This window comes from Methylovorus mays, assembly GCF_020531915.1.
Lineage (GTDB): Bacteria > Pseudomonadota > Gammaproteobacteria > Burkholderiales > Methylophilaceae > Methylovorus > Methylovorus mays.
Genome location: NZ_JAJAVG010000008.1, coordinates 139,529 through 165,959, shown reverse-complemented (window position 1 = coordinate 165,959; position 26,431 = coordinate 139,529). Strand labels below are relative to the sequence as shown.

The 26,431-nt window shown below is 54.7% G+C and carries 25 protein-coding genes and 1 tRNA gene; 16 read left to right on the top strand and 10 right to left on the bottom strand.

The window, feature by feature from the left end; genetic code table 11:
• Window positions 1-105: 105 nt before the first annotated feature.
• The 5 genes from LG203_RS11170 to LG203_RS11150 all read left to right on the top strand — a co-directional run bounded on the left by LG203_RS11170 (window position 106) and on the right by LG203_RS11150 (window position 5,610).
• Complete coding sequence (locus LG203_RS11170) at window positions 106-3,207, top strand: efflux RND transporter permease subunit (RefSeq protein WP_230345835.1); 3,102 nt, start codon at window positions 106-108, stop codon at window positions 3,205-3,207.
• Between the two features lie 35 nt (window positions 3,208-3,242).
• Window positions 3,243-3,578, top strand: coding sequence for a P-II family nitrogen regulator (locus LG203_RS11165; RefSeq protein ID WP_230345834.1), 336 nt, complete (start codon window positions 3,243-3,245; stop codon window positions 3,576-3,578).
• Between the two features lie 155 nt (window positions 3,579-3,733).
• Window positions 3,734-4,753 (top strand): quinone-dependent dihydroorotate dehydrogenase, encoded by a 1,020-nt coding sequence (locus tag LG203_RS11160; RefSeq protein WP_230345833.1) that lies wholly within the window; start codon window positions 3,734-3,736, stop codon window positions 4,751-4,753.
• Window positions 4,754-4,768: 15 nt separating this feature from the next.
• A complete protein-coding gene (locus LG203_RS11155; protein ID WP_230345832.1) occupies window positions 4,769-4,972 on the top strand; it encodes a YgaP family membrane protein in 204 nt (67 codons plus the stop codon).
• Entirely contained in the window at window positions 4,972-5,610 is a 639-nt protein-coding gene (locus tag LG203_RS11150; RefSeq protein ID WP_230345831.1) for a glutathione S-transferase, read from the top strand. Before LG203_RS11155 ends, LG203_RS11150 begins: the two co-directional genes overlap by 1 nt.
• A 95-nt stretch (window positions 5,611-5,705) precedes the next feature.
• On the opposite strand, the gene clpA is transcribed toward LG203_RS11150, so the two are convergent.
• The 7 genes from clpA to tgt all read right to left on the bottom strand — a co-directional run bounded on the left by clpA (window position 5,706) and on the right by tgt (window position 14,307).
• Window positions 5,706-7,991, bottom strand: a complete 2,286-nt coding sequence (gene clpA, locus LG203_RS11145) for an ATP-dependent Clp protease ATP-binding subunit ClpA (RefSeq protein WP_230345830.1) — start codon at window positions 7,989-7,991, stop codon at window positions 5,706-5,708.
• Between the two features lie 11 nt (window positions 7,992-8,002).
• The gene (gene clpS / locus LG203_RS11140; RefSeq protein ID WP_015830794.1) at window positions 8,003-8,314 is read right to left on the bottom strand and encodes an ATP-dependent Clp protease adapter ClpS; all 312 of its coding nucleotides are present in this window, start codon (window positions 8,312-8,314) and stop codon (window positions 8,003-8,005) included.
• A gap of 139 nt (window positions 8,315-8,453) precedes the next feature.
• On the bottom strand, window positions 8,454-9,692 hold the full coding sequence (locus LG203_RS11135; RefSeq protein ID WP_407665411.1) for an HlyC/CorC family transporter: 1,239 nt from the start codon (window positions 9,690-9,692) through the stop codon (window positions 8,454-8,456).
• Window positions 9,693-9,799: 107 nt separating this feature from the next.
• Window positions 9,800-10,738 carry a protein translocase subunit SecF gene (gene secF / locus LG203_RS11130; RefSeq protein ID WP_230345828.1) on the bottom strand — a complete coding sequence of 313 codons (939 nt, stop codon included), beginning with the start codon at window positions 10,736-10,738 and terminating at the stop codon, window positions 9,800-9,802.
• A gap of 38 nt (window positions 10,739-10,776) precedes the next feature.
• On the bottom strand, window positions 10,777-12,606 hold the full coding sequence (secD, locus tag LG203_RS11125) for a protein translocase subunit SecD (RefSeq protein ID WP_230345827.1): 1,830 nt from the start codon (window positions 12,604-12,606) through the stop codon (window positions 10,777-10,779).
• 110 nt (window positions 12,607-12,716) lie between these two features.
• Window positions 12,717-13,034 carry a preprotein translocase subunit YajC gene (gene yajC, locus LG203_RS11120; protein ID WP_230345826.1) on the bottom strand — a complete coding sequence of 106 codons (318 nt, stop codon included), beginning with the start codon at window positions 13,032-13,034 and terminating at the stop codon, window positions 12,717-12,719.
• Between the two features lie 142 nt (window positions 13,035-13,176).
• A complete protein-coding gene (tgt, locus tag LG203_RS11115) occupies window positions 13,177-14,307 on the bottom strand; it encodes a tRNA guanosine(34) transglycosylase Tgt (RefSeq protein ID WP_230346371.1) in 1,131 nt (376 codons plus the stop codon).
• A gap of 96 nt (window positions 14,308-14,403) precedes the next feature.
• Between tgt and pssA the strand changes: the two genes are divergently transcribed.
• Window positions 14,404-15,204, top strand: a complete 801-nt coding sequence (gene pssA / locus LG203_RS11110) for a CDP-diacylglycerol--serine O-phosphatidyltransferase (protein ID WP_230345825.1) — start codon at window positions 14,404-14,406, stop codon at window positions 15,202-15,204.
• Between the two features lie 74 nt (window positions 15,205-15,278).
• Complete coding sequence (locus LG203_RS11105; protein WP_230345824.1) at window positions 15,279-16,832, top strand: 2-isopropylmalate synthase; 1,554 nt, start codon at window positions 15,279-15,281, stop codon at window positions 16,830-16,832.
• 74 nt (window positions 16,833-16,906) lie between these two features.
• Here the strand turns inward: LG203_RS11105 and LG203_RS11100 are convergent, their stop codons facing one another.
• Window positions 16,907-17,572 (bottom strand): energy-coupling factor ABC transporter permease, encoded by a 666-nt coding sequence (locus LG203_RS11100; protein ID WP_230345823.1) that lies wholly within the window; start codon window positions 17,570-17,572, stop codon window positions 16,907-16,909.
• Between the two features lie 116 nt (window positions 17,573-17,688).
• Here LG203_RS11100 and LG203_RS11095 point away from each other — a divergent pair, with 116 nt between their 5' ends.
• On the top strand, window positions 17,689-18,351 hold the full coding sequence (locus LG203_RS11095) for a histidinol-phosphatase (protein ID WP_407665400.1): 663 nt from the start codon (window positions 17,689-17,691) through the stop codon (window positions 18,349-18,351).
• A 47-nt stretch (window positions 18,352-18,398) separates the two neighbouring features.
• Here the strand turns inward: LG203_RS11095 and LG203_RS11090 are convergent, their stop codons facing one another.
• Window positions 18,399-19,205 carry a cytochrome C assembly family protein gene (locus LG203_RS11090; RefSeq protein WP_230345821.1) on the bottom strand — a complete coding sequence of 269 codons (807 nt, stop codon included), beginning with the start codon at window positions 19,203-19,205 and terminating at the stop codon, window positions 18,399-18,401.
• A 103-nt stretch (window positions 19,206-19,308) separates the two neighbouring features.
• On the opposite strand from LG203_RS11090, the gene ffh reads away from it, so the two are divergent.
• The 8 genes from ffh (at window position 19,309) to LG203_RS11050 (ending at window position 25,984) form a co-directional block, all read left to right on the top strand.
• On the top strand, window positions 19,309-20,661 hold the full coding sequence (gene ffh, locus LG203_RS11085) for a signal recognition particle protein (RefSeq protein ID WP_230345820.1): 1,353 nt from the start codon (window positions 19,309-19,311) through the stop codon (window positions 20,659-20,661).
• A 126-nt stretch (window positions 20,662-20,787) separates the two neighbouring features.
• Window positions 20,788-20,863: transfer RNA gene (locus tag LG203_RS11080), tRNA-Lys, on the top strand.
• Between the two features lie 231 nt (window positions 20,864-21,094).
• Entirely contained in the window at window positions 21,095-21,994 is a 900-nt protein-coding gene (locus LG203_RS11075; protein WP_230345819.1) for a hypothetical protein, read from the top strand.
• A 91-nt stretch (window positions 21,995-22,085) separates the two neighbouring features.
• A complete protein-coding gene (locus LG203_RS11070) occupies window positions 22,086-22,622 on the top strand; it encodes a YaeQ family protein (protein ID WP_230345818.1) in 537 nt (178 codons plus the stop codon).
• A gap of 126 nt (window positions 22,623-22,748) precedes the next feature.
• A complete protein-coding gene (locus tag LG203_RS11065; RefSeq protein WP_230345817.1) occupies window positions 22,749-23,057 on the top strand; it encodes a BON domain-containing protein in 309 nt (102 codons plus the stop codon).
• A 212-nt stretch (window positions 23,058-23,269) separates the two neighbouring features.
• The gene (locus LG203_RS11060) at window positions 23,270-23,902 is read left to right on the top strand and encodes a phosphatase PAP2 family protein (protein WP_230345816.1); all 633 of its coding nucleotides are present in this window, start codon (window positions 23,270-23,272) and stop codon (window positions 23,900-23,902) included.
• Between the two features lie 42 nt (window positions 23,903-23,944).
• Window positions 23,945-24,724 (top strand): TIGR01458 family HAD-type hydrolase, encoded by a 780-nt coding sequence (locus tag LG203_RS11055; protein WP_230345815.1) that lies wholly within the window; start codon window positions 23,945-23,947, stop codon window positions 24,722-24,724.
• Between the two features lie 225 nt (window positions 24,725-24,949).
• Entirely contained in the window at window positions 24,950-25,984 is a 1,035-nt protein-coding gene (locus tag LG203_RS11050; protein ID WP_230345814.1) for a DUF481 domain-containing protein, read from the top strand.
• A 3-nt stretch (window positions 25,985-25,987) separates the two neighbouring features.
• Here the strand turns inward: LG203_RS11050 and LG203_RS11045 are convergent, their stop codons facing one another.
• Complete coding sequence (locus LG203_RS11045) at window positions 25,988-26,233, bottom strand: hypothetical protein (RefSeq protein ID WP_230345813.1); 246 nt, start codon at window positions 26,231-26,233, stop codon at window positions 25,988-25,990.
• Between the last annotated feature and the right edge of the window lie 198 nt (window positions 26,234-26,431).

Here is a 26,431-nt window from a genome sequence, read left to right as displayed (position 1 = left end):
AAGCCGACGGCTTATCCTGTACTCTTTGGGGCACATCAACTCGCAGGGGGATGAAGCATGCATGTTGCTGTGCCTGAACCCCTTGCATGAATCATGAGGTAAGTTTTGATCGAATCTCTCATCCGTGGTGCTTTGCGGCAGCGTATTGTCGTGGTGGTTATTGCAGTTGCTCTCCTGATCGCTGGCTTGTTTGCCGTCAAAAAACTGTCGGTGGATGCCTTCCCGGATGTGACCAATGTACAGGTGCTGATTGCTACCCAGGCCACGGGGAGATCACCGGAGGAAGTCGAGCGCTTTATCACAGTACCGCTTGAAATCGCCATGACCGGTCTACCCGGTCTGACTGAAATGCGTTCCCTCAACAAGAATGCCCTATCGCTGATTACTCTGGTGTTTACCGACGATACCGATGTCTATTTCTCGCGCCAGCTGGTCATGGAGCGATTGATGGAGGTGATGGACCGCATGCCGGAAGGCGTGACGCCAGTGCTGGGGCCGGTCTCTACCGGTCTGGGCGAGGTGTACCAGTACACGCTGGATAAACCTACCGATGGCAAAAAAGAGCTCTCGGTGAACGAGCTGACCGAGCGCCGCGCGGTGCAGGATTGGGTGGTGCGGCCCTTGTTGCGCGGCATTCCTGGCGTGGCAGAAATCAATTCGCAAGGCGGGTACGTCAAGCAATACCAGGCGCTGGTGAATCCGGACCGCATGAATCACTACGGTGTGAAGCTGCACGATGTGTATCAGGCGCTGGCGCGTAATAACGCCAATAGCGGCGGCGGTGTGCTGCCGCATTACGCGGAGCAATACCTCATCCGCGGCATCAGCCTGATCCAGAATCTGGACGATATCCGCAACATCATTCTCAAAGAGCAGAACGGCACGCCGGTGTATATGCGCGATGTGGCCGAGGTAAAGCTGGGTTATGAGGTGCGCGTGGGCGCGATTCTCAAGAATGGCGATACCGAATCCGTGGGCGGTGTGGTGATGATGATGCGCGGCGGTAACGCCAAGGAAGTTGTCAGCCGCATCAAGGCACGGGTGAAAGAAATCAACGATAAAGGCATGCTGCCGGGTGGTTTGCAGATCGTGCCGTATTACGACCGCAGCGAGCTGGTGGATGCGGCGCTGCATACGGTGACCAAGGTGCTGATCGAGGGCATCGTGCTGGTGATCGTTATCCTCTTCCTGTTTCTGGGGGACGTGCGCTCCAGCCTGATTGTGGTGGGGACGCTGATTCTGACGCCGCTGATTACCTTCATGGCGATGAATTACTACGGCATTTCGGCCAACCTGATGTCGCTGGGGGGCTTGGCGATCGCCATTGGTCTCATGGTCGATGGTTCGGTGGTGGTGGTGGAGAATACCTTCCACCATCTGGGTCATCGCAAAGATGAAAGCAAGATTCGTGTGGTATTCGAAGCGGCAGCCGAAGTGGCGACTCCGGTGCTGTTTGGCGTGGGCATCATCATTCTGGTGTTCCTGCCGCTGATGACCCTGCAGGGCATGGAAGGCAAGATGTTTGCGCCGCTGGCGTATACGATTGCGATTGCGCTGTTTGTGTCGCTGGTGCTGTCGCTGACGCTGACCCCTGCCATGTGTTCATTCATTCTCAAGGGCGGCAGTGGTGAAGATACCAGGATGATTCAGTTGATCAAGCGCCCTTATGTCAGCATGCTGAGTTGGGCGCTGTCCAATGAGAAGAAAACCATCATGCTGGCGGTGCTGGTGTTTATTGGCACCCTGGCGATTGTGCCTCTGCTGGGCAACTCGTTTATCCCGGAGATGAAGGAAGGCTCGATCGTGCCGGGGATCAACCGTGTGCCAAATATCTCGCTGGAAGAATCCATCAAGATGGAAAGCGAAGCCATGCGCCTGATCATGGAAAAGGTGCCCGGCGTGAAATCCGCGGTATCTGGCGTGGGGCGTGGCGAGAGTCCGGCAGATCCGCAGGCGCAGAATGAGTCCACGCCTATCATCAGCCTGTTGCCGCGTAGCGAGTGGCCGGAAGGCTGGACGCAGGATGACATTGCCGAGAAGATGCGCAGTGTGCTGGCTGAACATTTGCCAGGTGTGCAGATCATCATGGCGCAGCCGATTTCCGATCGCGTGGATGAATTGCTGACTGGCGTGCGGGCGGATGTCGCGGTCAAAATCTTCGGTGAAGACATGGTGGTGCTGAAAGCCAAGGCCGATGAAATTTCACGCATCGCCTCGACCGTGCGTGGCGCCACTGAGATCAAGGTGGAAAAAGTCTCCGGTCAGCAGTACCTGAATATCCGGATTGATCGGCAGGCGATTGCCCGGCATGGCATCAACGCGTCGGATATCCACGATGTGATTGAAACGGCCATTGGCGGCAAGGTGGCGACCGAAATTTATGAAGGTCAGCGCCGTTTCAGTGCCGCCGTACGTTTTCCTGAAAGCTTCCGCGATAATGTGGATGCCATCGGCAATATCCTGATCACTTCCCCCAATGGTTCACGTGTGGCGTTGCGCGACCTTGCGCATATCGAAGTGCGTGATGGCCCGGCCCAGATCAGTCGTGAGCTGGCCAAGCGCCGCATTGTGGTTGGCGTGAATGTGAAGGATCGCGATCTGGGCGGCTTTGTAGCCGAGTTGCAGAAGACGCTGGACAAGCAGCTCAAGCTGCCTGATGGTTACTATATCGAATACGGTGGCCAGTTCCAGAACATGCAGCGCGCCATGAGCCATTTGATGGTCATTATTCCGGTCACCATCGGCGCCATCTTCTTCCTGCTATTTTTGTTATTCAACTCGCTGCGCTACGCCACCATGATTATCATGGTGCTACCATTTGCCTCCATAGGCGGGATTATTGCTTTGTTTGTCACAGGCGAATATCTGTCAGTGCCGGCATCGGTTGGCTTTATTGCGCTGTGGGGGATAGCCGTGCTGAATGGCGTGGTGCTGGTATCTTATATACGTAGCCTGCGCGACGAAGGCTTGCCGCAGATGGAAGCGATTATGCAGGGCTGCAAGCAGCGTTTCCGCCCGGTCATGATGACAGCTACCGTGGCCATGCTTGGCCTGGTGCCGTTCCTGTTTGCAACCGGTCCGGGTTCCGAGATTCAGCGGCCGCTGGCGATTGTGGTGATCGGTGGCCTGATCACCTCCACCTTGCTGACACTGGTGGTGGTGCCTACGCTGTATCGCAAATTTGAAGAGAAAAAAATAGAAGCCTGAGCATGTTCGGGCATGACCAATGAAGAGGTTAAGGGATGAAAGAAATAAAAGCCGTGGTGCAACCCAACCGGTTGCCGAAAATACGATCCGCCTTGCGTAACATCAAGGGCTTTCCTGGCATGACGGTGAGCAAGGTGGAGGGCTGCGGCCACTTTGTTGCCAAGCCTTCAGGCGGGATAAGGGAAGAGCTGACCGACTACAGCCCCAAGGTGCGGATTGAGCTTGTCACCCCCGATGAGCTGGTCGAGGGCGTGCTGCAGGTGTTGGTGGAGGTCGGGCATACCGGTCAGGTGGGCGACGGTATCGTCTGGGTGACGTCGGTAGAGCGCATGATTCGCCTGTCAGAGCAGATCACCGTGCTGGAGTGCTGAGTCCAGCACGCCAGTGCATGATTGGCCAAGGCCCTGTGGGGCCTTTCTGCTATCTCTGGGTAGCGGCGGATAATGAGGGTTGTCCGCCCCTTTCAGTCGCCATCTGCGCGTATATTTCCTCCGGAATCTCCGGGATTTTGCAGTAGAATTGCGCCATGAATCTCTACTCCCTGGCTAAACCACTCTTGTTCACGCTGGATGCCGAGCGTGCCCATGACCTCACTTTGCAAGCACTGCGCACGGGCGAACGCTATGGCGTAAATCGCATATTAGGGCAGGGCGCATTGCCTGCCACCCCGCGCCGTGTCATGGGCCTGGATTTTCCCAATCCGGTGGGCCTGGCAGCGGGTCTGGATAAAAACGGCGCATGCATTGATGGTCTGGCCCGGCTGGGTTTCGGTTTTATTGAAGTGGGAACGGTCACGCCACGGGCACAGCCCGGTAACCCCAAGCCCCGCATGTTTCGCTTGCCTGCGGCTAACGCGATCATTAACCGCTTTGGGTTTAATAATCACGGCGTGGATCAGCTGCTGGAAAATGTGCAAAAAGCGCAATATCGCGGCATTCTTGGCATCAATATCGGCAAGAATTTCGATACCCCGAATGAGCGTGCGGTGGATGACTATCTGATTTGCATGCGTAAAGTCTACGCCCATGCCAGTTACATTACGGTGAACATCTCTTCACCCAACACCAAGAATCTGCGTCAACTGCAGGAGAAGGAAGCCCTCTCACAACTGCTGGCTGCCTTGAAGCGCGAGCAGCAAGTGCTGGCCGATCAGCATGGCCGGTATGTGCCGGTGGCCCTGAAAATTGCACCGGATCTGCAGGATGAGCAGATTACCGAAATTGCCCGCTTGCTGATGCAGCACAATATGGATGCGGTAATCGCGACGAATACCACTTTGTCGCGTACCGCGGTGGAGGGGCTGCCGCACGCCACCGAGACGGGCGGCTTGTCAGGTGCACCCGTACGCAACCTTTCAACTCGTGTGATTCATGCATTGGCGACGCAGCTTGCAGGCGCATTGCCTATCATCGGTGTCGGCGGTATTTTGTCGGGAGATGATGCCCGCGAGAAAATCGAGGCGGGTGCCAGCCTGGTTCAACTCTACAGCGGATTGGTCTATCGCGGTCCGTCGCTGGTAAAAGAGGCTTGTGTCGCGATCGGCTAATGTCGGGAGAGGGTCATGCGCAAAAATGTGGGCTCGAATGATAGTGTGATGCGAATAGTATCAGGCGTGGCATTGCTAGGCGCCATGTTCTGGATACAGTCGCCATGGCGCTGGCTTGGTCTGTTGGGTATTGTGTATCTGATGACGGGAATATTGCGCTGGTGCCCTGCCTATGCCTTGTTTGGCGTGAGTACGTGTACGCCGCCTGTCGACGATTGATGTCCCTGCCTATTCTGTACTCCTATCGTCGTTGCCCTTATGCGATGCGGGCGCGTATGGCCTTGCGGTATGCGGGCATTGACGTCGAGATTCGTGAAATTTCCCTGCGCGATAAACCGCAACACTTACGCCTGGTCTCTCCAAAGGCGACTGTTCCCGTCCTGATATTGCCCGACGGCCAGGTGATTGATCAAAGCCTGGATATCATGCAATGGGCGCTGGCGAAGCATGACCCCGAACAATGGCTGGGGCAAAGTGACGCTGCCATGCATGCGCTGGTGAAGCAAAACGACGAAGAATTCAAGCGAGCTCTGGATCGCTATAAATATCCGGATCGTTATCCGGAACATCCACAAAGCACTTACCGCGCGGATGGCGAACGCTTCCTGCAGGTGCTGGAGTCCAGTTTGCATCTGCATGGATGCCTGTTGGGTACAAGCCCGACGTATGCCGACATCGCCATATTCCCGTTTGTACGGCAGTTTTCCATGGTGGAACCTGACTGGTTTGCGGCCGCCCCTTATCCTCTGTTGAAGATGTGGCTGGCGCAGCGGATACAAAGTCCGCTGTTTGAGTCCATCATGGAAAAATATCCTACCTGGCAGGAGCCGACGGCCGAGTCCCCGCGTATCGCCTGAGCTTTCAGTAATTCTTGGCGCCTCTATCCATCAGGGCCGCTATGAAAAAAGCCCCCGTCCATCGCTGGAGCGGGGGCTTTTCGTGTGGACTGAACTCAGTCTGCCGTATGCGTTTCCAGAGCGGGGCTATTGTTGGTGTCCCCATCCTCAAAATGCAGCTGGATGGCATCGTTCTCGTCGATATCCACTTCGACGCGACCACCATTGGCCAGGCGCCCAAACAGCAACTCGTCGGCCAGACCGCGGCGTATGGTGTCCTGAATCAGGCGTGCCATCGGACGTGCGCCCATCAGTGGGTCGAAGCCCTTCTTGCCGAGATAAGCCTTGAGTGCATCGGTAAAGGTGACTTCGACTTTCTTCTCGTGCAGCTGATCTTCCAGTTGCATGAGGAACTTGTCGACCACGCGCATGATGATTTCCTGCGACAGTGGTGCAAACGATACCGTGGCATCCAGACGATTGCGGAACTCGGGGCTGAACAGGCGCTTAATTTCGGCCAGATCGTCACCCGCTGTCTTGCCCAGCGTAAAGCCGATACTCGTCTTGGAGATGGCTTCTGCTCCCGCATTGGTGGTCATGATGATGGTGACATTGCGGAAATCCGCCTTGCGGCCGTTGTTATCGGTCAGCGTGCCATGGTCCATCACCTGCAGCAGGATATTGAAAATATCCGGGTGGGCCTTTTCAATCTCGTCCAGCAACAGCACGCAATATGGATGCTTGTTGATGGCCTCAGTCATGAGGCCGCCCTGCTCAAAGCCCACATAGCCAGGAGGCGCACCAATCAGGCGCGATACTGCATGACGCTCCATGTACTCCGACATGTCAAAGCGAATCAGCTCTATGCCCAGCGTATAGGCAAGCTGGCGTGCCACTTCGGTTTTGCCAACACCCGTAGGGCCGGAGAACAGGAATGAGCCGATAGGCTTGTTGGTGCTACCTAGACCGCTGCGTGCCATCTTGATGGCAGCAGACAATGCCTCGATCGCCTTGTCCTGACCGAACACGGTCGCCTTGAGGTCGCGCTCCAGCGTTTTCAGCGCATTACGGTCATCACTGGAGATGTTCTTGGGCGGAATACGGGCCACCTTGGCAATGATGTCTTCGATTTCCTTGTTGCCAATGACTTTCTTCTGCTTGGACTTCGGCAGGATGCGCTGCGCAGCACCGGCCTCATCAATCACATCAATCGCCTTGTCTGGCAGGTGACGGTCATTGATGTACTTGGCTGCAAGCTCAGCGGCAGTGCTCAAGGCGGCCATGGTGTATTTCACACTGTGGTGCTGCTCAAAGCGCGACTTCAGGCCCTTGAGTATTTCAACGGTTTCGGCCACGGTGGGTTCCACCACATCCACTTTCTGGAAGCGGCGGGACAGCGCGTGATCTTTCTCAAAAATGCCTCGGTATTCCTGATAGGTGGTCGCACCTATACATTTCAGCGAGCCATTTGACAGAGCTGGCTTCAGCAGGTTGGACGCATCCAAGGTGCCGCCACTGGCTGCACCTGCGCCAATCAGTGTATGAATTTCATCAATGAACAGGACAGCTTCCGGTTGCTCGGCCAGTTTTTTCATCACGGCTTTGAGGCGTTGCTCAAAATCGCCGCGGTACTTGGTGCCAGCCAGCAGCGCACCCATGTCCAGTGAATAGATAACGGCATTGGCCAGCACTTCAGGCACATTGCCTTCGACAATACGACGTGCGAGGCCTTCGGCAATGGCGGTCTTGCCTACACCAGCTTCGCCAACCAGCAAGGGGTTGTTCTTGCGACGACGGCAAAGGGTTTGAATCACGCGCTCGATTTCATTGCCACGCCCGATCAGGGGGTCGATCTTGCCTGCCAGCACCTGCTGGTTTAGGTTGAGCGTGAAACTTTCCAAGGCGCTGCCGGGCGCGGCTTCCGCTTCAGCTTCCTGCTCCGTTTCTGCACGCTTGCTGGTGTTGTCGGTGACTTTGGCGACGCCATGGGCGATGAAATTCACCACGTCCAGACGCGTAATGCCTTGCTGATGCAGGAAGAAAACAGCGTGCGAATCCTTTTCGCCATAGATGGCGACCAGCACGTTGGCGCCAGTGACTTCTTTCTTGCCGGAAGACTGCACGTGCAGAATCGCGCGCTGAATAACGCGCTGGAAGCCGAGTGTAGGCTGGGTGTCTACCTCATCCGAGCCTTCTACAATGGGGGTATGTTCCTCAATGTAGTGCACCAGTTCGGAACGCAAAGTGTCGAGATTGGCACCGCAGGAGCGCAGCACGTCCGCCGCTGTGGGGTTGTCTATCATGGCCAGCAGCAGGTGTTCCACCGTGATTAACTCATGGCGTTTTTGCCTGGCGTCCATAAAGGCCATATGTAGTGAGACTTCAAGTTCCTGGGCGATCATTTTGCACTTCCTCAGACTTCTTCCATTGCGCATTGCAGCGGATGTTGATATTCACGGGCATAACCCAATACCTGATTTACTTTGGTTTCGGCGATGTCGTGCGGATAAACGCCACAGATACCTGCGCCTTCCGTATGAACTTTGAGCATGATTTGCGTCGCCTGTTCACGGCTTTTGTTAAAAAAACGCTGAATCACTTCTACAACAAATTCCATGGGGGTGTAATCGTCGTTCAGCAGAATTACTTTATACATGGACGGGGGTTTAGGCCGAGCCGTTTGCTTTTCTGTAACGATTCCCTCTTGATGCTTCGTACTTGCCATAGTGATGCCTATTTTGAGCCGAATCAGAAATAATTCAAGCCTGAATTAAATGTGGGTAATCCGGCCAGTTCAACTGATTGATGATATGAATGCAAATTTCGCGCCCGCCTAGCCTCCCAAGGCAAAGCAGGCCGGGATGCTAGGGGTAAATGCGGACGCTCTTGACGATACGGTCATGGGTTTGCACGATTTCCAGGGCGTGTGTGCCAATCTTGAAGCTGGTGCTGGGCTCCGGAATATCCTCAAAATGCTCAAGTACCAATCCATTTAATGTTTTGGGGCCATCCAGCGGTAAATTCAAGCCCAGTTTGCGATTTAGATCGCGCAGGCTGCTGGAACCATCCACCAGCCAGCTGCCATCTTCTTCGTGGATGTACTTGCTGGTGCGCAGTGGTGACTGGGTGGTGAAGTCGCCAATGATCTCTTCCAGTATGTCTTCGAGCGTCACCAGACCTTTCAGTTCACCGTATTCGTCCACCACCAGCCCCATGCGTTGCTGCTGCTCCTGAAACTGCTGCATCTGGGTGTAGAGCGGGGTACCTGAAGGCACAAAGTAGGGGTCGGCGATAATCTCTTGCAAGGCCTCCTTATCCAGTTCGCCACCACGCAGCTGGTTGATGACGCGCCGGACATGAATGAAGCCAATAATTTCTTCCCCGGGGCCCTGCTTGACCGGTAACTGGGTGTGATGGCTGCTGGAGATATGCTGCAATATGTCATCCAGTGGAGCATCCATGTCGATGGTGTCGATCAGGGTATGCGCGGTCATGACGTCATCTACCGTGATCTTTTCCAGCTCAAACAGGTTCAGCAAGATGGTGCGATGATTCTTGGGAATGTAGTTGGCTGAATCGCTGACGATGCTGCGCAACTCTTCCATGGAAATGGCGTGATTGTGGTCGGCAAAATTGACGCGTATTCCCAGCAGGCGCAACAGGCCGCTGACAAATAGATTTACGAACCAGACAGCCGGATATAACACCTTCAGCAAGGGGTAAAGTATGTAGCTGGCGGCAAACGCCAGTTTTTCCGGGTAGGCCGCTGCAATGACCTTGGGGGATATCTCGCTGAACACGAGTATGAAGAAAGTGACGCTCAGTGTACCTATCATCAGCACCCACTCGCCTTCCCCCAGCAGCTGCACGCTAATGACCGTAACCAGGGTGGCAGAGGCGGCATTCGCAAAGTTGTTACCAAGCAGTATGACGCCAAGCAGCTTGTCCGTTTTGCTTAGCAGGTGGCTGGCGAGGCGGGCGCCACGGTGGCCGCCTTTTGCTAGATGCCGCAACCGGTAGCGGTTGAGCGACATCAGGCTGGTTTCAGCGATGGAAAAAAAAGCGGAAATCAAAAGCAGCACGGCAAGAGCGCCGAGCTGCATGGGTAAGGGAATGGTGTCCAAGGGGAAACAGGCGTTAAGCGATAACGCTAGTTTCCCTTTGATGGAGCGCTATTGTCAAGGAAGTCGGAAGCGGGATGCGCGTCCGCTCAAGGTTGTGCGTCGGCTGCGGCTGGCTTCTTTTCAGCGCCGGTCATCAGATTCTCGCGCGATACGCCCAGATACATGGCAATCGGGCTGGCAACCAGTACAGAAGAGTAAATGCCGAACAGGATGCCAATGGTCAGTGCCAATGAGAAGTTATGCAGCACTTCGCCACCAAAAAACAGCATGGACAACACCATCAGCTGGGTCGAGAAGTGGGTGATGACGGTACGTGACATGGTGCGGGTGATCGCATTATTGATGACTTCCTGCACGCCGGCTTTGCGCATCTTGCGGAAGTTTTCTCGTACGCGGTCAAATACCACTACGGATTCATTCACCGAGTAACCCAATACTGCCAACACGGCAGCCAGCACCGTGAGGTTGAATTCCCATTGGAAGAAGGCAAAGAAGCCCAGAATGATCACCACGTCATGCATGTTGGCAATGACGGCGGCGACCGCAAAGCGCCATTCAAAGCGCAGGGCGAGATAGGCCATGATGCCGATGGACACCAGCAACAGGGCCAGTGCGCCATTTTCGTAGAGTTCCTGTCCTACCTGTGCGCCCACGGATTCAACGCGATTCATTTTGACGTTGGGGTCTGCTTTCTGCAGGGCCGTCAGCACTTGCTCGGACAACGCCGAGATCGAAAGCTCAGGCTTGAGTGGTAGCCGGATCAGCACATCGCGGCTGGTGCCGAAGTTTTGCACCGTGGCATCTTTCAGCCCCACGCTGTCGACGGCCTCGCGGATTTTCCCGATATCCGCGGCCTGCGGATAGCTGACTTCCATCATGGTGCCGCCAGTGAAGTCGACGCCAAGGTTAAGGCCGCGGTGCGCCAGGAAGAACACCGACAGCAGGAAGGTAATGAGCGAAATCGCGGTCGTCAGGCGACCATAGCTCATAAACGGTATGTCTTTTTTAATCTTGAAAATTTCCATGATCTTTACTCGTATCTAGTCGTTTACGTGAGGTCGCATCAGCCGATGGACAGCTTGCTGATCTTGCGGCGGTAACCGTAAATCAGGTTGACCAGCGCGCGCGAAACCACCACGGCGCTGAACATGGAAGTCAATATGCCCAGCACGTGCACCACGGCAAAGCCCTTGACCGGACCGGAGCCAAACATGAACAGGGCGAGACCGGCGATCATGGTGGTCACGTTGGAGTCCAGAATGGTATCGAAGGCACGGTCATAGCCGGCGTGAATCGCGGCCTGAGGCGTATTGCCATTGCGCAGCTCTTCACGAATGCGCTCATTGATCAGCACGTTGGCGTCAATCGCCATCCCCAGCGTCAGCGCAATCGCCGCCAGGCCTGGCAGGGTGAGCGTGGCCTGCAGCAGCGACAGCACGGCGGTCAGCAGCAGCAGGTTGACGCCCAGCGCCAGCACCGACACGCTACCGAACAGCATGTAGTAGATGATCATGAACACGGCAATCGCAGCAAAGCCCCACAGGGTGGAGTGCCAGCCGCGCTTGATGTTTTCTTCACCCATGCTTGGGCCAACGGTACGTTCTTCGATGATATCCATCGGCGCAGCCAGGGCGCCAGCGCGCAACAGCAACGAAACATCAGTGGCTTCCTGCACGTTGGCCATGCCGGAAATCTGCACGCGGCCGCCGCCAATTTCTTCGCGGATGACGGGTGCGGTAATGACTTCGGCTTGTCCTTTTTCAATCAGCAGAATCGCCATGCGCTTGCCAACGTTTTCTTTGGTGGCTTGTTTGAAGATGCGGGCGCCGCGAGCATCCAGTGTCACATGCACGACGGACTCGCCGTTTTGCTGGTCCAGGCCAGGACCTGCATCCGTGATGTAATCACCGGTCAGCACGACGTTTTTCTTCACTAGAATAGGCTGGCCATTTCGTTCTACATAATACTCGTCACCAAATGGCACCTGACCCTTGCTGGCTTTGTCCAGTGTGGTCATATCGCTCTTTTCTTCGTCTACCATGCGGATTTCAAGCGTAGCGGTACGGCCGAGGATTTCCTTGGCCTTGGCAGTATCCTGCACGCCTGGTAACTGAATGACGATGCGATCCAGACCTTGCTGCTGGATGATCGGTTCGGCAACGCCCAGTTCGTTCACCCGGTTATGCAGGGTTTGAATATTCTGCTTGAGCGCAAACTCCTGGATGCGCTTTTGCGCTTGCAGATTGAGCGTGGCAATCAGCAGCTTGTCGTTGCCGCTATCAATGTCACGGAACGTCAGATCCGGGTATTCCTTGTTCAGGATCTTTTTGCCTTTCTCCAGTTCAGCAGCGCTGCTGAAGCGTACCTGCACGGCCTGGCCATCACGGCTGACGCCCATATAAGCGACGCGCTCCTTGCGCAGTGCGCTACGGAAGTCACCGACATAACGTTCTGCAGCCTTGTCCAGGGCGGCTTTCATGTCTACTTGCAGCAGGAAGTGAACACCTCCGCGCAGATCCAGACCCAGGTACATGGGCAGGGCACCGATGCTGCGCAGCCAGGAAGGTGAGCGTGAGATCAGGTTGAGCGCTACGACATAATCCTTGCCCAGCTTGCCTTGCAGCACATCCTTGGCATTGATCTGCGTGTCCGCATTTTCAAATCGTACCTTGACGCCATTGGTATCAAGAAACACCGCTTCATAGGTGATTTTTTCCTGTTTCAGGATATCTTCAACCTGCCCCAGCAATGCGGGGTCGAGTTTTGCGGAGCTCTTGGCTGTCGATACCTGGACTGCTGGCGATTCACCAAACAGATTAGGCAGCGAGTACACCACGCCGAGCACCAGGGTGATCAGCACGAGTAGGTATTTCCATAAGGGGTAACGATTCATAATGCGGCTCGAAAAAAACGCATTCCGTCCTCAGGCTCGGCCATACATGGTGATGGTGCAATGTATGAAATAGTGCGGAGCATGGGACGGAATGGCGAGTTGGTTTAAATTCAGATGGACTTGATGGTGCCCTTGGGCAGCAGGGTCTGGACGGTTTGCTTTTGTACGTTGATGCTGATTTCCGGTGCAATTTCAATCGAGACATAAGCATCACCGACTTTGGTGACCTTGCCGACGATACCGCCAGCGGTAATGACTTCGTCGCCTTTTTGCAGGGCTTCCAGCATGCGGCGCTGTTCTTTGGCCTGCTTCATTTGCGGACGAATCAGCATGAACCAGAACAGGACAAAGATGACGACCAGGGGAAGAAAACTGGTCCATTCCGGAGCCGGGGAGGCCGATGCGGCATAAGCTGAGCTGATTAACACGGAAGCTACCTTTCTATTACTTTAAATAAAATTGATACTGTTGATACTAAAGCCAAAAATTCTAGCATAGAGCGCCTTGTGGTGTTCTCACTAAATTTATCCGCCATCTTGTGGCGTGCTCGCTATGTGATCAGGGTCACCTCTAATTTGAGGCGGTTGCCAGGTTTCCGGCTTTAAGTTGCTGGCGTTTGGCCTTGAACTCCGCAACGAAACTGCTGAATGTGCCATTTTCGATGGCCTTGCGCATGCCTGCCATTAGTTGCTGGTAATAGTGCAGGTTGTGCAGGGTGTTGAGGCGGGCGCCCAGAATCTCGCCGGTACGATGCAAATGATGCAGATAGGCACGGCTGAAATGGCGGCAGGTATAGCAACTGCAGTCGGCATCCAGCGGGCCGGTATCCAGTTTATAGCGGGCGTTTTTGAGCTTGATGTCGCCGTATTGCGTGAACAGCCAGCCATTGCGGGCATTGCGGGTAGGCATCACACAGTCAAACATGTCCACGCCATGGCTTACCGCGTCCACCAGGTCTTCTGGCGTACCCACGCCCATCAGGTAGCGAGGTTTGTCCTGTGGCATCTGCGGCGTGGTGTGCGCCAGAATGCGCAGCATGTCTTCCTTGGGCTCGCCTACCGATAAGCCGCCTATGGCGTAGCCATCAAACTCAATGTCGGTCAGGCCCGCCAGCGAGATGTCGCGCAGGTCTTCATACATGCCGCCCTGGATGATGCCGAACAGGGCATTGGGGTTGCCAGCATGGGCATCCTTGCTGCGCCGTGCCCAGCGCAGGCTGAGCTGCATGGATGTCATGGCTTGCTCGTGGGTGGCAGGGTAAGGCGTGCATTCGTCAAAAATCATCACGATGTCGGAGTTAAGCACACGCTGGATGCGCATGGATTCCTCAGGTGTCAGGAAACAGCTGTCGCCATTGATCGGGGAGCGGAATTTGACGCCTTCTTCGCTGATCTTGCGCAAGTCGCCCAGGCTCCAGACCTGAAAGCCGCCGGAGTCGGTGAGGATGGGGCCGTCCCAGCCCATGAAACCATGCAGGCCGCCATGGGCCTCAATGACATCGAGGCCAGGCCGTAGCCATAAGTGAAAGGTATTGCCAAGCAGAATGTGCGCGCCAATGTCGTGGACTTCCTGCGGAGAGAGTGTCTTGACGGAACCGTAAGTGCCGACTGGCATGAAGGCGGGGGTTTGTACCTCGCCGTGGGCCAGGCTGACGGTGCCGCGACGTGCTGCGCCGTCCTGTTTGTGCAGAGTGAATTGCATGGTGCTAAGCGTGTTGAAATCAATACGCGAGTCTAACATAGTCAATCCATGCGGCTTTGATATACTAGCCGAAGTTTAATTTCAGGAAGTTTCGCAATGGCTGATGCCAAACCCCGTCTGCGTCGTACCAAGCCACTGGTTGAACAGAGTCTGCGCGAGCGCAGCATTTATCTCCTGCCCAACCTGTTTACGACGGCAGCGCTGTTTGCCGGGTTCTACGCCATCGTGCAGGCGATGAGTGGTCGCTTTGAGCATGCCGCCGTGGCCATTTTTATTGCGATGATCCTCGATGGCCTGGATGGGCGCGTTGCCCGCATGACCAATACCCAAAGTGCATTTGGCGCGGAATACGACAGCCTTTCCGACATGGTGTCGTTTGGCGTGGCCCCTGCGCTGGTGCTGTATGTATGGGCTTTGCAACCCATGGGCAAGCTGGGCTGGATCGCCGCCTTTATCTATTGCGCCAGTGCCGCCTTGCGCCTGGCCCGCTTCAATACCAAGCTGGATGAAAGCGACAAGCGTTATTTTCAGGGGCTGCCCAGCCCAGCTGCCGCTGCACTGCTGGCCGGGCTGGTGTGGATTGCGTTTGATAATGGTATTGCCGGTGACGAGATTTTCTTCGGCTGGGTCAAGATGAAATGGCTGGCCTGGAGTATCACCGTATTTGCCGGTATTTCCATGGTGAGCGACCTGCGCTTTTACAGTGGCAAGGATATCAACTTGCGCAGCAGCGTGCCGTTTGTGGTGATTCTGCTGATCGTGCTGGCCTTTGTGCTGATTTCCTACAGTCCAGCTGAGGTCCTGTTCGCAGTTTCACTGCTCTACGGCTTGTCAGGGTATGTCTTGTGGGCATACCGCAAGCTGAAGCGCCCGCCCGCGTCGCCTTCCGCCAACTGAATTTAGTTATCTCCGCAAATGCATTTCGCTGCGTCACATGATGCAGCGATCACCAAGTTTATGGACCAGACACCATGTCAGACACGATAAAAGACAAGCAGTTAATCATTTTTGATACCACCTTGCGCGATGGGGAGCAGAGCCCCGGCGCTGCCATGACCAAGGAAGAAAAGATCCGCATTGCCCGTCAGCTGGAAAAGCTGGGGGTGAATGTGATCGAAGCCGGTTTTGCCGCGGCGAGCCCCGGGGACTTCGATGCGATTCATGCGATAGCCGAGATCATCAAGGAATCCACCGTTTGCTCGCTGGCGCGTGCCAATGAGAACGATATCCGCCGTGCGGGTGAAGCCATCAAGCCAGCTGCCAAGGGACGCATTCATACCTTTATTGCTACCAGCCCTATCCATATGCAGAACAAGCTGCGCATGACGCCGGAGCAAGTGCTGGAGCGTGCGGTGCAGGCCGTGAAATGGGCGCTGGAATATACCGACGATGTAGAATTCTCCGCGGAGGATGCGGTGCGTTCGGACATGGATTTTCTGGTGCAGGTGTTTACAGCGGTGATCGATGCTGGCGCCAAGACCATCAATGTTCCGGATACCGTGGGGTATTCGATTCCTGCCTTGTGGGGCGAGCGCATGCAGCAGCTGATTGCGCAGGTGCCTAATTCGCACAAGGTGGTGTGGTCCACACATTGCCATAATGACCTTGGTATGGCGGTAGCGAATTCGCTGGCGGCTGTCATGGGCGGCGCACGGCAGGTCGAGTGCACGATCAACGGTCTGGGCGAGCGCGCAGGCAATGCCAGCCTGGAAGAGATTGTGATGGCGGTGCGTACGCGCCGCGATGTATTCAATCTCGACACCAGCATTGATACCACGCAGATCGTGCCCACCTCCAAACTGGTTTCCACCATTACCGGTTATCCGGTGCAGCCGAACAAGGCCGTGGTTGGCGCCAACGCATTTGCTCACGAATCCGGCATCCACCAGGATGGCGTGCTGAAGCACCGCGAGACTTACGAGATCATGCGTGCTGAAGATGTGGGTTGGGGTGCCAACAAGCTTACGCTGGGCAAGCTGTCCGGCCGCAATGCCTTCCGCACCCGTTTGAACGAGCTAGGTATCCAGCTTGACAGCGAGGAAGCCTTGAATGCTGCCTTTGCCCGCTTTAAGGAGCTGGCGGACAAGAAGTCCGAGATTTTTGATGAAGATCTGCATGCCCTGGTCAGCGATGACGTAATGGGCGAAGCCAGTGAGTGCTACAAGCTGGTATATCTGCAGGTGTGTTCGCAGACTGGCGAAATCCCGCATGCGATTGTGACCGTGACAGAAAATGGCCTTGAAAAGCGTGCAGAGTCCAATGGCGGTGGCCCGGTAGATGCGGCATTCAAAGCCATTGAGAGCATCGTCAATAGTGGTTCCGAATTGCAGCTTTATTCGGTCAACAACATCACCAGTGGCACTGATGCGCAAGGCGAAGTGACCGTGCGCCTGTCCAAGGGTGGCCGCATTGTGAACGGCCAAGGGGCCGATACCGATATCGTGATTGCCTCGGCTAAAGCTTACTTGAATGGCTTGAACAAGCTGCAATCCAACGCCGAACGGGCGCATCCGCAGCCACTATAAAGCTGCTGGAAACTCTGCGGTGACGCTGGCAGATAATTCCGGCAAGCGCCTTGCACAATCAGGTCAGCGTCGGCTTATTTGGTTTTGAGATAGCGCTTGTCGTTAAAGGTGGAGAGCCACGCGGGCCTGAAGGCTGCCATCAGTGTTACCGCCATGCCCGTGAGCATGGCTTCGGACCATGCCATGAAGATGTAGTAGGGCAAGTAATGCTCGCCCAGATATTCGCGTTTGTAGATGGCACTTTCGGATAGCACAAAAGTACTGGCGAGCCCGCACAGGGTAATGGCGACACCCGCACAGAAAAAGCCGACCACAAAAATATACACAAACAAATGGTTGGGCAGTTTGCGGTCTACCCAGCGGAACACGCCCCAACTGAACATCGCCGGAATCACTACCATGAGCATGAGATTGAGCCCATAACTGAGCCAGCCTGCCATGCCAAAGGTCGTAATGCCAAGCAGGACCAGTGCCAGGGCGATAATCGCCAGTTGCGGCCCAAACATCAGGCTGAGCAGCGTAGCGCCCAGCAAATGAAAATTCAGACCAGGCTTGATCCCGGCGTTAACTGCCCATACCAGCATGAGGCCGACGATGCCTGCCATGAACACATTCAACAGGCTGGTGTCTTTCAGATGACGCCAGGGGGCGCTTTTCAGGCAAGCCAGGAGAATCGCCAGACTTAATGCATTGGCGGCCCAGCACAGCTCGGTGGGTAATAAATGATCCGGGAAGTTCATGATGGAATGACCTTTATTGCGGCTGCGAGTTCTTGAGGCTTAAGCGCCCAGGAATTGGCTGCACAAGTCTTGTACTTTACCTATTTTTGAAACGCCGTAACAGAACGGAGATGATTTTGCAGCTTGCACTTTTTGATTTGGATAACACCCTGTTGGCCGGGGATAGTGATTTTCAGTGGGGCCAGTTCCTGATCGAACAGGGATTGCTCAACCGCGAGGAGCACCTGGAAAAAAACCTGCAGTTTTATGAAGACTATAAAGCGGGCAATCTGGATATCTACGCTTTCCTTGAGTTTCAGCTGAAACCATTAAGCCAGCATCCGCGCAGCTTTCTGGATGAGTTGCACACGCGCTACATGCAGGAAAAAATCGCTCCCATGATCACGGACAAAGCGCGGGCACTGGTAGAAAAGCATCGCGCCAACGGCGATTTGCTCATGATCATCACCGCGACCAACAGCTTTGTTACCGGCCCGATTGCCAAGGCCTTTGGCATTGATAATCTGATTGGGACGTTGCCGGAAGAGATTGGCGGTCAATTCACCGGTCGCAGTACCGGTGTGCCCAGTTTTCAGGAAGGCAAGATTACCCGCCTGAACAGTTGGCTGGAGGCACGCGGGCAAACCCTCAAGGATTTTGAGCAGAGCTGGTTTTACAGCGATTCGCACAATGATTTGCCACTGATGAAGCTGGTGGACAAGCCTGTGGCAGTCGATCCGGACCCCACGCTGAAAGCTTACGCTGAAGGGGAGGGCTGGCCCGTGATCAGCCTGCGCTAGCGTTGAGCGAGGCCAGGCCTCCATGCAGGCTGGCCGCCTTCGGGAGACTAGCGATTCAGCAGGACTTCCAGTACGAATTTGGTTCCTGCATAGGCGAGCAGCAAAATCACAAAGCCGCTGAGGGTCCAGCGGATGGCGGTCTTGCCGCGCCAACCATAGGCCTGGCGGCCCAGCAGCAGGCCGCCATAGACTAGCCACGAGATAATGGCGAACAGGTTCTTGTGATTGAACTTCAAGGCCTGGCCAAAAATCTGTTCTGAAAACAGCGCCCCGCTCAAGAGCGTGAGGGTGAGCAGGAAAAAGCCCAGCGCAATCACGCGAAACAGCAGCTTTTCCATGACGATAATGGGCGGAAACTCTGGCAGGCGGCTCAGACTGGATTTTTGATGCAGCTTGCGCTCGGCAAACGCCATCAAGCCCGCATGCAAGGCGGCAAAGGTAAACAGGCTGTAAGCCAGAATCGCAATGACCAGATGCGCCATGAACAATGGGTTGCCCAGGTAAGGCAAGACATGGTTTTCGTGCATGCCGTATTGCAAGAGCACGAAAAACGCCGCAGGTGGCAGCACAAAAGCCTGCAGGCTTTGCAGCGGGTAGCGCAGGTTGTTGACCCAATAGATCAGCACCGTGAGCCAGGCAATGGCCGACAGGGCATTGTCGAAACTCAGATTCAGGCCTTCGGTAAACATGGCGTTATAAAGCAGGCCTGCATGCAGCAACAGGCCAATGGCCAGCACCCGGCTATGCAGCTTGCGGCGTGAGGCGGGGTCAGAGGTTTTTACGCTACGCCAGAAGTCGATGGCGACCAGGCTGTAAATCAGGGCTGTGAGCAGAAAAGGAATAAGGGCAACCATTTAGCTGTCTTGTGTCTTCAGGTCTTGGGTTAGAATTAAGTAAATACTATAACACGCGGTTTCAGCCCCTAAACGCTGGCCCGCATTACATTCGGCACGGATTATGTTTGAAAATTTAAGCGGTAGATTACAACAGGTGGTCAAGACGCTGCGCGGCCAGGCCCGTCTCAGCGAAGAAAATATCAGTGATGCCATGCGTGAAGTGCGCATGGCGCTGCTGGAGGCTGACGTCGCCCTGCCCGTGGTCAAGGAATTCATCGCCCAGGTCAAGGAGCGGGCGGTAGGTCGCGATGTGCTGCAGAGCCTGACACCCGGCCAGGCTGTCATTCAGGTGGTGCATGAAGAACTCACGCGCCTCATGGGCGAACAGAATGTAGGGCTCAACCTGGCAGCAGTTCCTCCGGCGATTATCCTGATGGCAGGTTTGCAGGGTTCAGGTAAAACGACGACCTCAGCCAAGCTGGCGCGCCTGCTAAAGGAACAAAAGAAGAAAGTATTGCTGGCCAGTGCCGACGTGTATCGTCCTGCCGCCATCGAGCAATTGAAAACCCTGGCCAAGAGCCTGGATGTTGATTGCTTTGATTCCAATGCCACCCAAAAGCCGCAGGATATTGCCGCCAATGTACTCGATTTTGCCAAGCGTCATTTTTACGATGTGGTGATTTTCGATACCGCCGGCCGCTTGGGCATCGATGAAGCCATGATGGCCGAAATCCAGCAATTGCATGCCTTGCTGAACCCGGTGGAAACCCTGTTTGTGGTCGACGCCATGCAAGGTCAGGACGCCGTGAATACGGCGCGCGCCTTTGGCGAGACCTTGCCCCTGACGGGCGTCATCCTCACCAAGCTGGATGGCGATGCGCGTGGCGGTGCCGCCTTGTCGGTACGCCATATCACTGGCAAGCCGATCAAATTCGTCGGTGTCAGCGAAAAAGTCGATGGCCTGGAAGTATTCCACCCTGAGCGCATGGCTTCACGCGTGCTGGGCATGGGCGATGTACTGTCGCTGATCGAGCAGGCGCAGAAAAATGTCGACATGGTCGAAGCGCAAAAAGTCGCCGACAAGCTCAAGTCCGGCAAAAGCTTTGACCTCGAAGACTTCAAGTCGCAAATGCTGCAAATGCGCAAAATGGGTGGCATGGGCGCGCTGATGGACAAAATGCCTGCACAGCTGGCGGGCATGGCCGGCCAGATCAACAGCGAAACCGGCGATAAAGCCATGCGTCGGATGGAAGGCATTATCAATTCCATGACGGCCGAAGAGCGCCGCAAGCCGGAGATCATCAAGGCGACGCGCAAACGCCGTATCGCCGCTGGTGCCGGTGTGCAGGTGCAGGAGGTCAATCGCCTGCTCAACCAGTTTGAAGAAATTCAGAAGATGATGAAAATGTTCTCCAAAGGCGGCATGAGCAAGATGATGCGCGCCATGCAAGGTCGGTTCCCTGGCATGCGCTAAGGCGCAGCGTCTTGGTCAAATGAATGGGGCCTAAACTTTCCCTGATTTCTGGTTGACGCGCTACGCCCTTTTCAGGATAATTGCGCGCTTTCCAAAGCAACGGAAAACATCGGGACGAAAGTCTCCGGGCTGTTAGCTCAGCTGGTAGAGCAGCGGACTTTTAATCCGTTTGTCGTGGGTTCGATCCCCGCACAGCCCACCAACACTAAAAGGGGTTACGAGAAATCGTAACCCTTTTTTTATGCTCGTTGAATACTGGTGGCCTTTCGTTAATGTCGCGCGCAATGCGGTCCTCCAAAACGCAGCATAGGGATTCAGGTTTATGCTAATGTCTGGGTAGAGATGCGGTGTAGTGCCCATTCTGGTGGGCGATGATGTTGTTTGTTGGTTTTATGTTTGCGGCAGATAAGAACCTGAACAGGCGGGTCATCCCATGCAAAATGTTGCCAAGAAAAATGTTGAACTTGCCGTTGTACTGCCCGTGGGGCCGACATGCAAACTCGCGTATGTGGTGGATACGATAGAGAGCATCCGTCATTACATCACTTCGGCCCATGTCATCATTGTGCTGGATGATACTGGAGATGCTCTTTGCGCTGGCCTGGCTGAGGTGTTCGATACCGTGGATGTCATCACTACCCAAGGTAACATGGGGAAAGAGGCTGGCCTGTATATCAACCTCTCGCGTGGCTTTGCTTATGCCTATGCGCATTATGGGTTCAAGGTGTTGCTGCGGCTGGATACCGACGCATTGGTCATCGGCCATCATCCGGAAAAAGATGCCATTGCATGGTTTGCCCAACATCCTGAGCTTGGCATGCTTGGTTCATGCCGCGTTGATTGCAACGGAGAGGCAAGGGACTTTTCCTGGCCGCGCCGCAAATTGGCGCATAAGCTCAAGATCAACATGGCCTTGATATTCCATCCTGGTGCCTGGAAAAGCTGGTGGTTTCTCTACCGATTATCCAGACGCAGTATCCAACACGGTTATGAACCCGGAGAGCACTGCCTGGGAGGTGCTTATTTTGTCAGTAGTGAATGTGTTCGGAGACTGATACAACATCAGTTGCTGGCACGAGAAGAGTTTTTTTGGAGCGAGCTGCAGGAAGATCATATTTTTGGTCTTCTGATATATTCGGTCGGGCTGCGGCACGGCGATTTTGCAACAGGAGCTTTCCCTATGGGGCTGCGCTGGCGAGGCTTGCCGAGTTCGCCTGCGGCGTTGCTGGCCAATAACAAGAAAGTGACACATTCGACGCGTTTTTTCGGCGATGAGGACGAGTCTGCCATTCGCGCTTTCTTTAAAGTGCAACGGCAAGCCGATCAAGTCTGACGCAAGCATGCGTGGTCTTGGCCCGGACGCTGTTTTTTGTACATTGCAGTTTTAATCGTGTTTTTCTAATTGATTCATCAAGATTGTTTTTATGGCCCTTAAATCCACCGTATTCAAAGCCAGTCTGCAGATTGCCGACATGGAACGACATTACTATCAGGATCATGCATTGACCTTGGCGCGGCATCCATCGGAGACGGATGAGCGCATGATGGTGCGCTTGCTGGCGTTTGCCTTGCATGCAGATGAGCAATTGGCGTTTGGTCAGGGCATGACGGACGATGAGGAGGCGGATCTTTGGCGGCGCGATTTGACCGGCCGCATTGAGCAATGGATCGACGTCGGCCTGCCGGACGAGAAATTGATACGCAAGGCATGTGGTCGCGCCGATGAGGTAGTCGTGTATGCCTATGGTGGGCGCACTGCGGAGATGTGGTTTGCACAGAATGCTTCCGGCTTTGCCCGGCTCAGCAACCTGCGGGTTTACAGTATGCCGCAGGAGACCACGCAGGCGCTGGCCGCATTGGCACAGCGCAGCATGAATCTGCAATGCACGATACAGGATGGGCAGGTATGGTTAAGTGATGGTGAGGCGAGCGTGGAAGTCACGCGCGAAATATTGAAGTAGGGCGCCAAGCCTACAGCTTGGTAAGCGTTCTCTGACATGAGAATCAGCGGCTGGCTTATTCGTCATTATGTCGGTTTCTTTCACAATGGACTCGTCTTCAACAACAACCCATTATAAGGAAACGATATGAAAACGAATTTAAAAGCTCTGCTGTTGGTAAGTGCGCTGGTAATGCCATTGAGTGGTTTCGCCGCAGACGGTGACGCCGTTTCCACCAAGTTGAGTGATACTGTGATCACCACCAAGGTGAAAGCCGAGTTTGCCAAGGATAAGTTGGTAAGTGCCAGTGATATCAAGGTGGAAACCGACAGCAATGGTCTGGTCGAGTTATCCGGCACTGCCAAGAGCAAAAAAGAAGCTGAAAAGGCAGTATTGCTTGCCAAAGGCGTGAAGGGCGTAACCGCCGTCAAGAATGAAATTGTTGTGGCAGAGTAACTGCTGCAAGAAGCCGGATAACCGGCAACAAAAAGGCTGACTTCCATGTCAGCCTTTTTTATGTCTACGTTGATGCCTGTGCTGGTGCATGGGCCTGCAATTCGTCTTTGCATTATCGACGCACCAGCACGGGTCGGCTAAACTCCTGCCATGGTCAGGAAAATTTGCATGCCCTTGGTGGCGGACATGGTTAGAGGTAAGGGGCAGGCTACATGCGTGACATGAAGTTGACGCTGGTGGTGCTCGTGTCGAGTTTGCTGGCGATTTTTTATGTGGATGCGCCTGTCGCGCTCTGGATCAAGGCGAATTTTCTCAGTTATGCGCCATTCCGTGAATACACCAGCAATCTGCCCAGCCATCTGTTTTGGGTAGTGCTTGCTGGATCTACCATCAGCTTCTCTTGTTATTTCTATCTGCGATGGCTGGGAGAACATAGCCCGCGGCGAAACTTTTTTCTGTTGCTGGGTGTAGTGTTGCCAGTCGCTTTCATCGCCAAGAATATCCTCAAGCTTGCATTTGCCCGTATAGAGGTTCGTTTGTGGTTGTCCAGTCCAGAGGGGTTCCAGCCACACTGGTTTCAGATGGGTAAGTCTGGTTATGACAGCTTTCCATCCGGCCACATGGTGGTATTCATGACGATATTCATGGCGTTCTGGCAGTTTTATCCCCGCTGGCGCAGTGGGTATTTTATAGGGGCTTCGTTATTGGCTGCCGCGCTGGTAGCGACAAACTATCATTATGTGAGTGATGTGATTGCTGGTACCTATATCGGCATCCTCGTGTATTGGGCTACCAGGCTCGTCGTATTGAGGGAAGGTAAACGTGGAGAGAGTTGGCATCGTTGATGCTTGCATGCAAGTGTTATTCGTATGCAGAAAGGAGTCATCATGGAGCCGCTAAATGCCATCAAGGGCGTGCTGTTTGATCTCGACGGTGTGCTCTATATCGGCGGCAAGCCGGTGGAGGGGGCGGTGGATGCGGTAGACCGCATTCGCAACGCAGGGTTGCCTTGTCGGTTTGTTACCAATACCAGCACGCTATCGCTGACATCATTGCAGGCAAAGCTGGCCAGCCTGGGCTTTGCTGTCGATACGGGCGAGATCATCAGCGCCACACAGGCGGCGCGTTTATATCTGATGCGGCAGAGTGATCCGGTCTGCCGGTTTCTGCTGGCGGAAGACGTCATGCAGGATTTTGCCGATTTTCGCCAGTCAGATACTGACGCTGAATTCATTGTGATTGGCGATATTGGCGATGCCTGGTCGTACCGTCTGCTGAATGAAGTATTCAACTGCCTGATGCGTGGGGCCAAGCTGATCGCCATTCACAAGAATCGCTACTGGCAAACCGAGCATGGTTTGCAGATGGATATCGGGGCTTTTATCACGGGTCTGGAATACGCCAGTGGAGTGCAGACCACGCTGATGGGCAAACCCTCTGCCGATTTTTTTGCCATGGCCTTGATCAGTATGGGTGTGGCGGCATGTGATGCCGTGCTCATTGGCGATGATATTGATGCCGATATTGCGGGTGCCCAACAGGCGGGCTTGCATGGCGTGCTGGTGCAGACGGGAAAATATCGCCAGGCATACTGTGATGCTTCGTCTATCCAACCTGACCGGATCATTCCATCCATACGCGAGTTCCCAGTCTTGCTCGGTCTGTAGCACCTGCAAAACGGCATATCAGCCCCGCTTGGTCTCGCTGGCTGCGAATTTTTTGGGCCTTAAGCAGTCATGTTGAAAGTAAGCCCGGTGCTCGTGCCATTCTCTTGCACCCGAATTTAGCCGATGGTGATTTCAATCCTGCCCAATGCTGGGCGCAATAATGAATGTATAAAGTCACTGCCTGCAGGCATGTCGACATCAAGCAACAACATCAGGAGGAACTACATGCAGGTATCTGCTCATGCAAAAGCCATGGTCTCGGCGTCTCTCATATTGCTGTCATGCCATGCCCAGGCGGATCAGTTGCGCCTCAAAAATGGCGATGTATTGACGGGGGAAGTGCTGAAAAAGGAAGGTGATACGGTCGAGTTCAGAACCGCTTATGCGGGTGTCATCAAGGTCGTCTGGGCAGAAATTTCCAGCCTGGACTCTGCCAAGGCGCTCGATATCGTGCTGAATGACAAGGAGCGGGTGGAAGGCGCATTTGTCAATCTGGATGATGTGGAAGATGGCCGGGCCTGGATCAAGCTTGAGAATGAGCAATATCGTGATATCGAGCTTGCCGAGTTGCGTTACATCAACCCGTCGCCCGAGCTGGTGCGTGGTGGCTACAAGTGGACAGGCCGCATCAATGTCGGCGGCACCTGGACACAAGGCAACTCCGAAACCCAGGCGTTGCGGCTGGATACCGAAACCATCATTCGTACCTTGCAGAATCGGTATACCGCCGGGGCCATCTTCAACCGGGCGGAGGATAGAGGCAACAGCACGCAATTCAATAGCCGTGGCTACGCCAAGTACGACCATTTCTGGAGCCGTCGCTGGTATGCCTATGGCGTGACGTCACTGGAGCAGGACAGGTTTCGTGACTTGCAATTGCTGACCACCATCGGCGGCGGGTCTGGTTACCAGATGTATGAGTCGCCGAACCTGAATCTGTCGCTGGAAGGCGGTTTGGCTTATGTGAGTGAGCGTCATTACACCGACCCAGACAAAAGCTATGCGGCATTGCGCTGGGCGGTGAAGTACGACCAGAAGCTGCTGAATGGGTTTACCCAGTTTTTCCATGAGCACGAAGCGCTCATGAGCCTGGAAGAGACGCGCGATATGCTGATTTATGCCAAAACGGGCTTCAGGTTTCCGCTTACCGAACGCTTGAATGCCTCCACGCAGTGGAATGTCACCTGGGATGGAAGCCCGACGCCAGGGCGCAAGGAGATTGATTCCACCCTCTTGTTCAGCGCGGGCTACGCATGGTAAGGCTCAGTTGGACGGTGTTTTCTTTTGCTTGGCACGTGCTTGCTTGCGCAGCTTGCGCAGCTTGCGCGCCTCGCGCCATTCGCGAATGCGACGGCGGCGCAGGAGAATGATGATGATCATGATGGCCCAGCCAAAGGCGAGCAGGTGGGCAAGGCCGCTATAAATGCTCACGACAACCAGGTGCGGGAACGACGTAGTGAGCACCAACGGTAGCAGTGCGAGCAGCAGCACCAGAAATATCAGTATCATGAGCGTCCTTATGCGCTGAGGAAACATCCAAGGTGGAAAATTTGGATGTCAACACGGCGCCAGAGGTTCAATAGAGGGCCGGGCCGCGAATTATATCAGTACATTTTTCTGGCGATAGGGCAGTTCGTCACACGCAAGTGCTTCAGATGTTAGCCACCATTTCCGACCAGTTGTCGCTAACCCCAGACAATGGCGGCA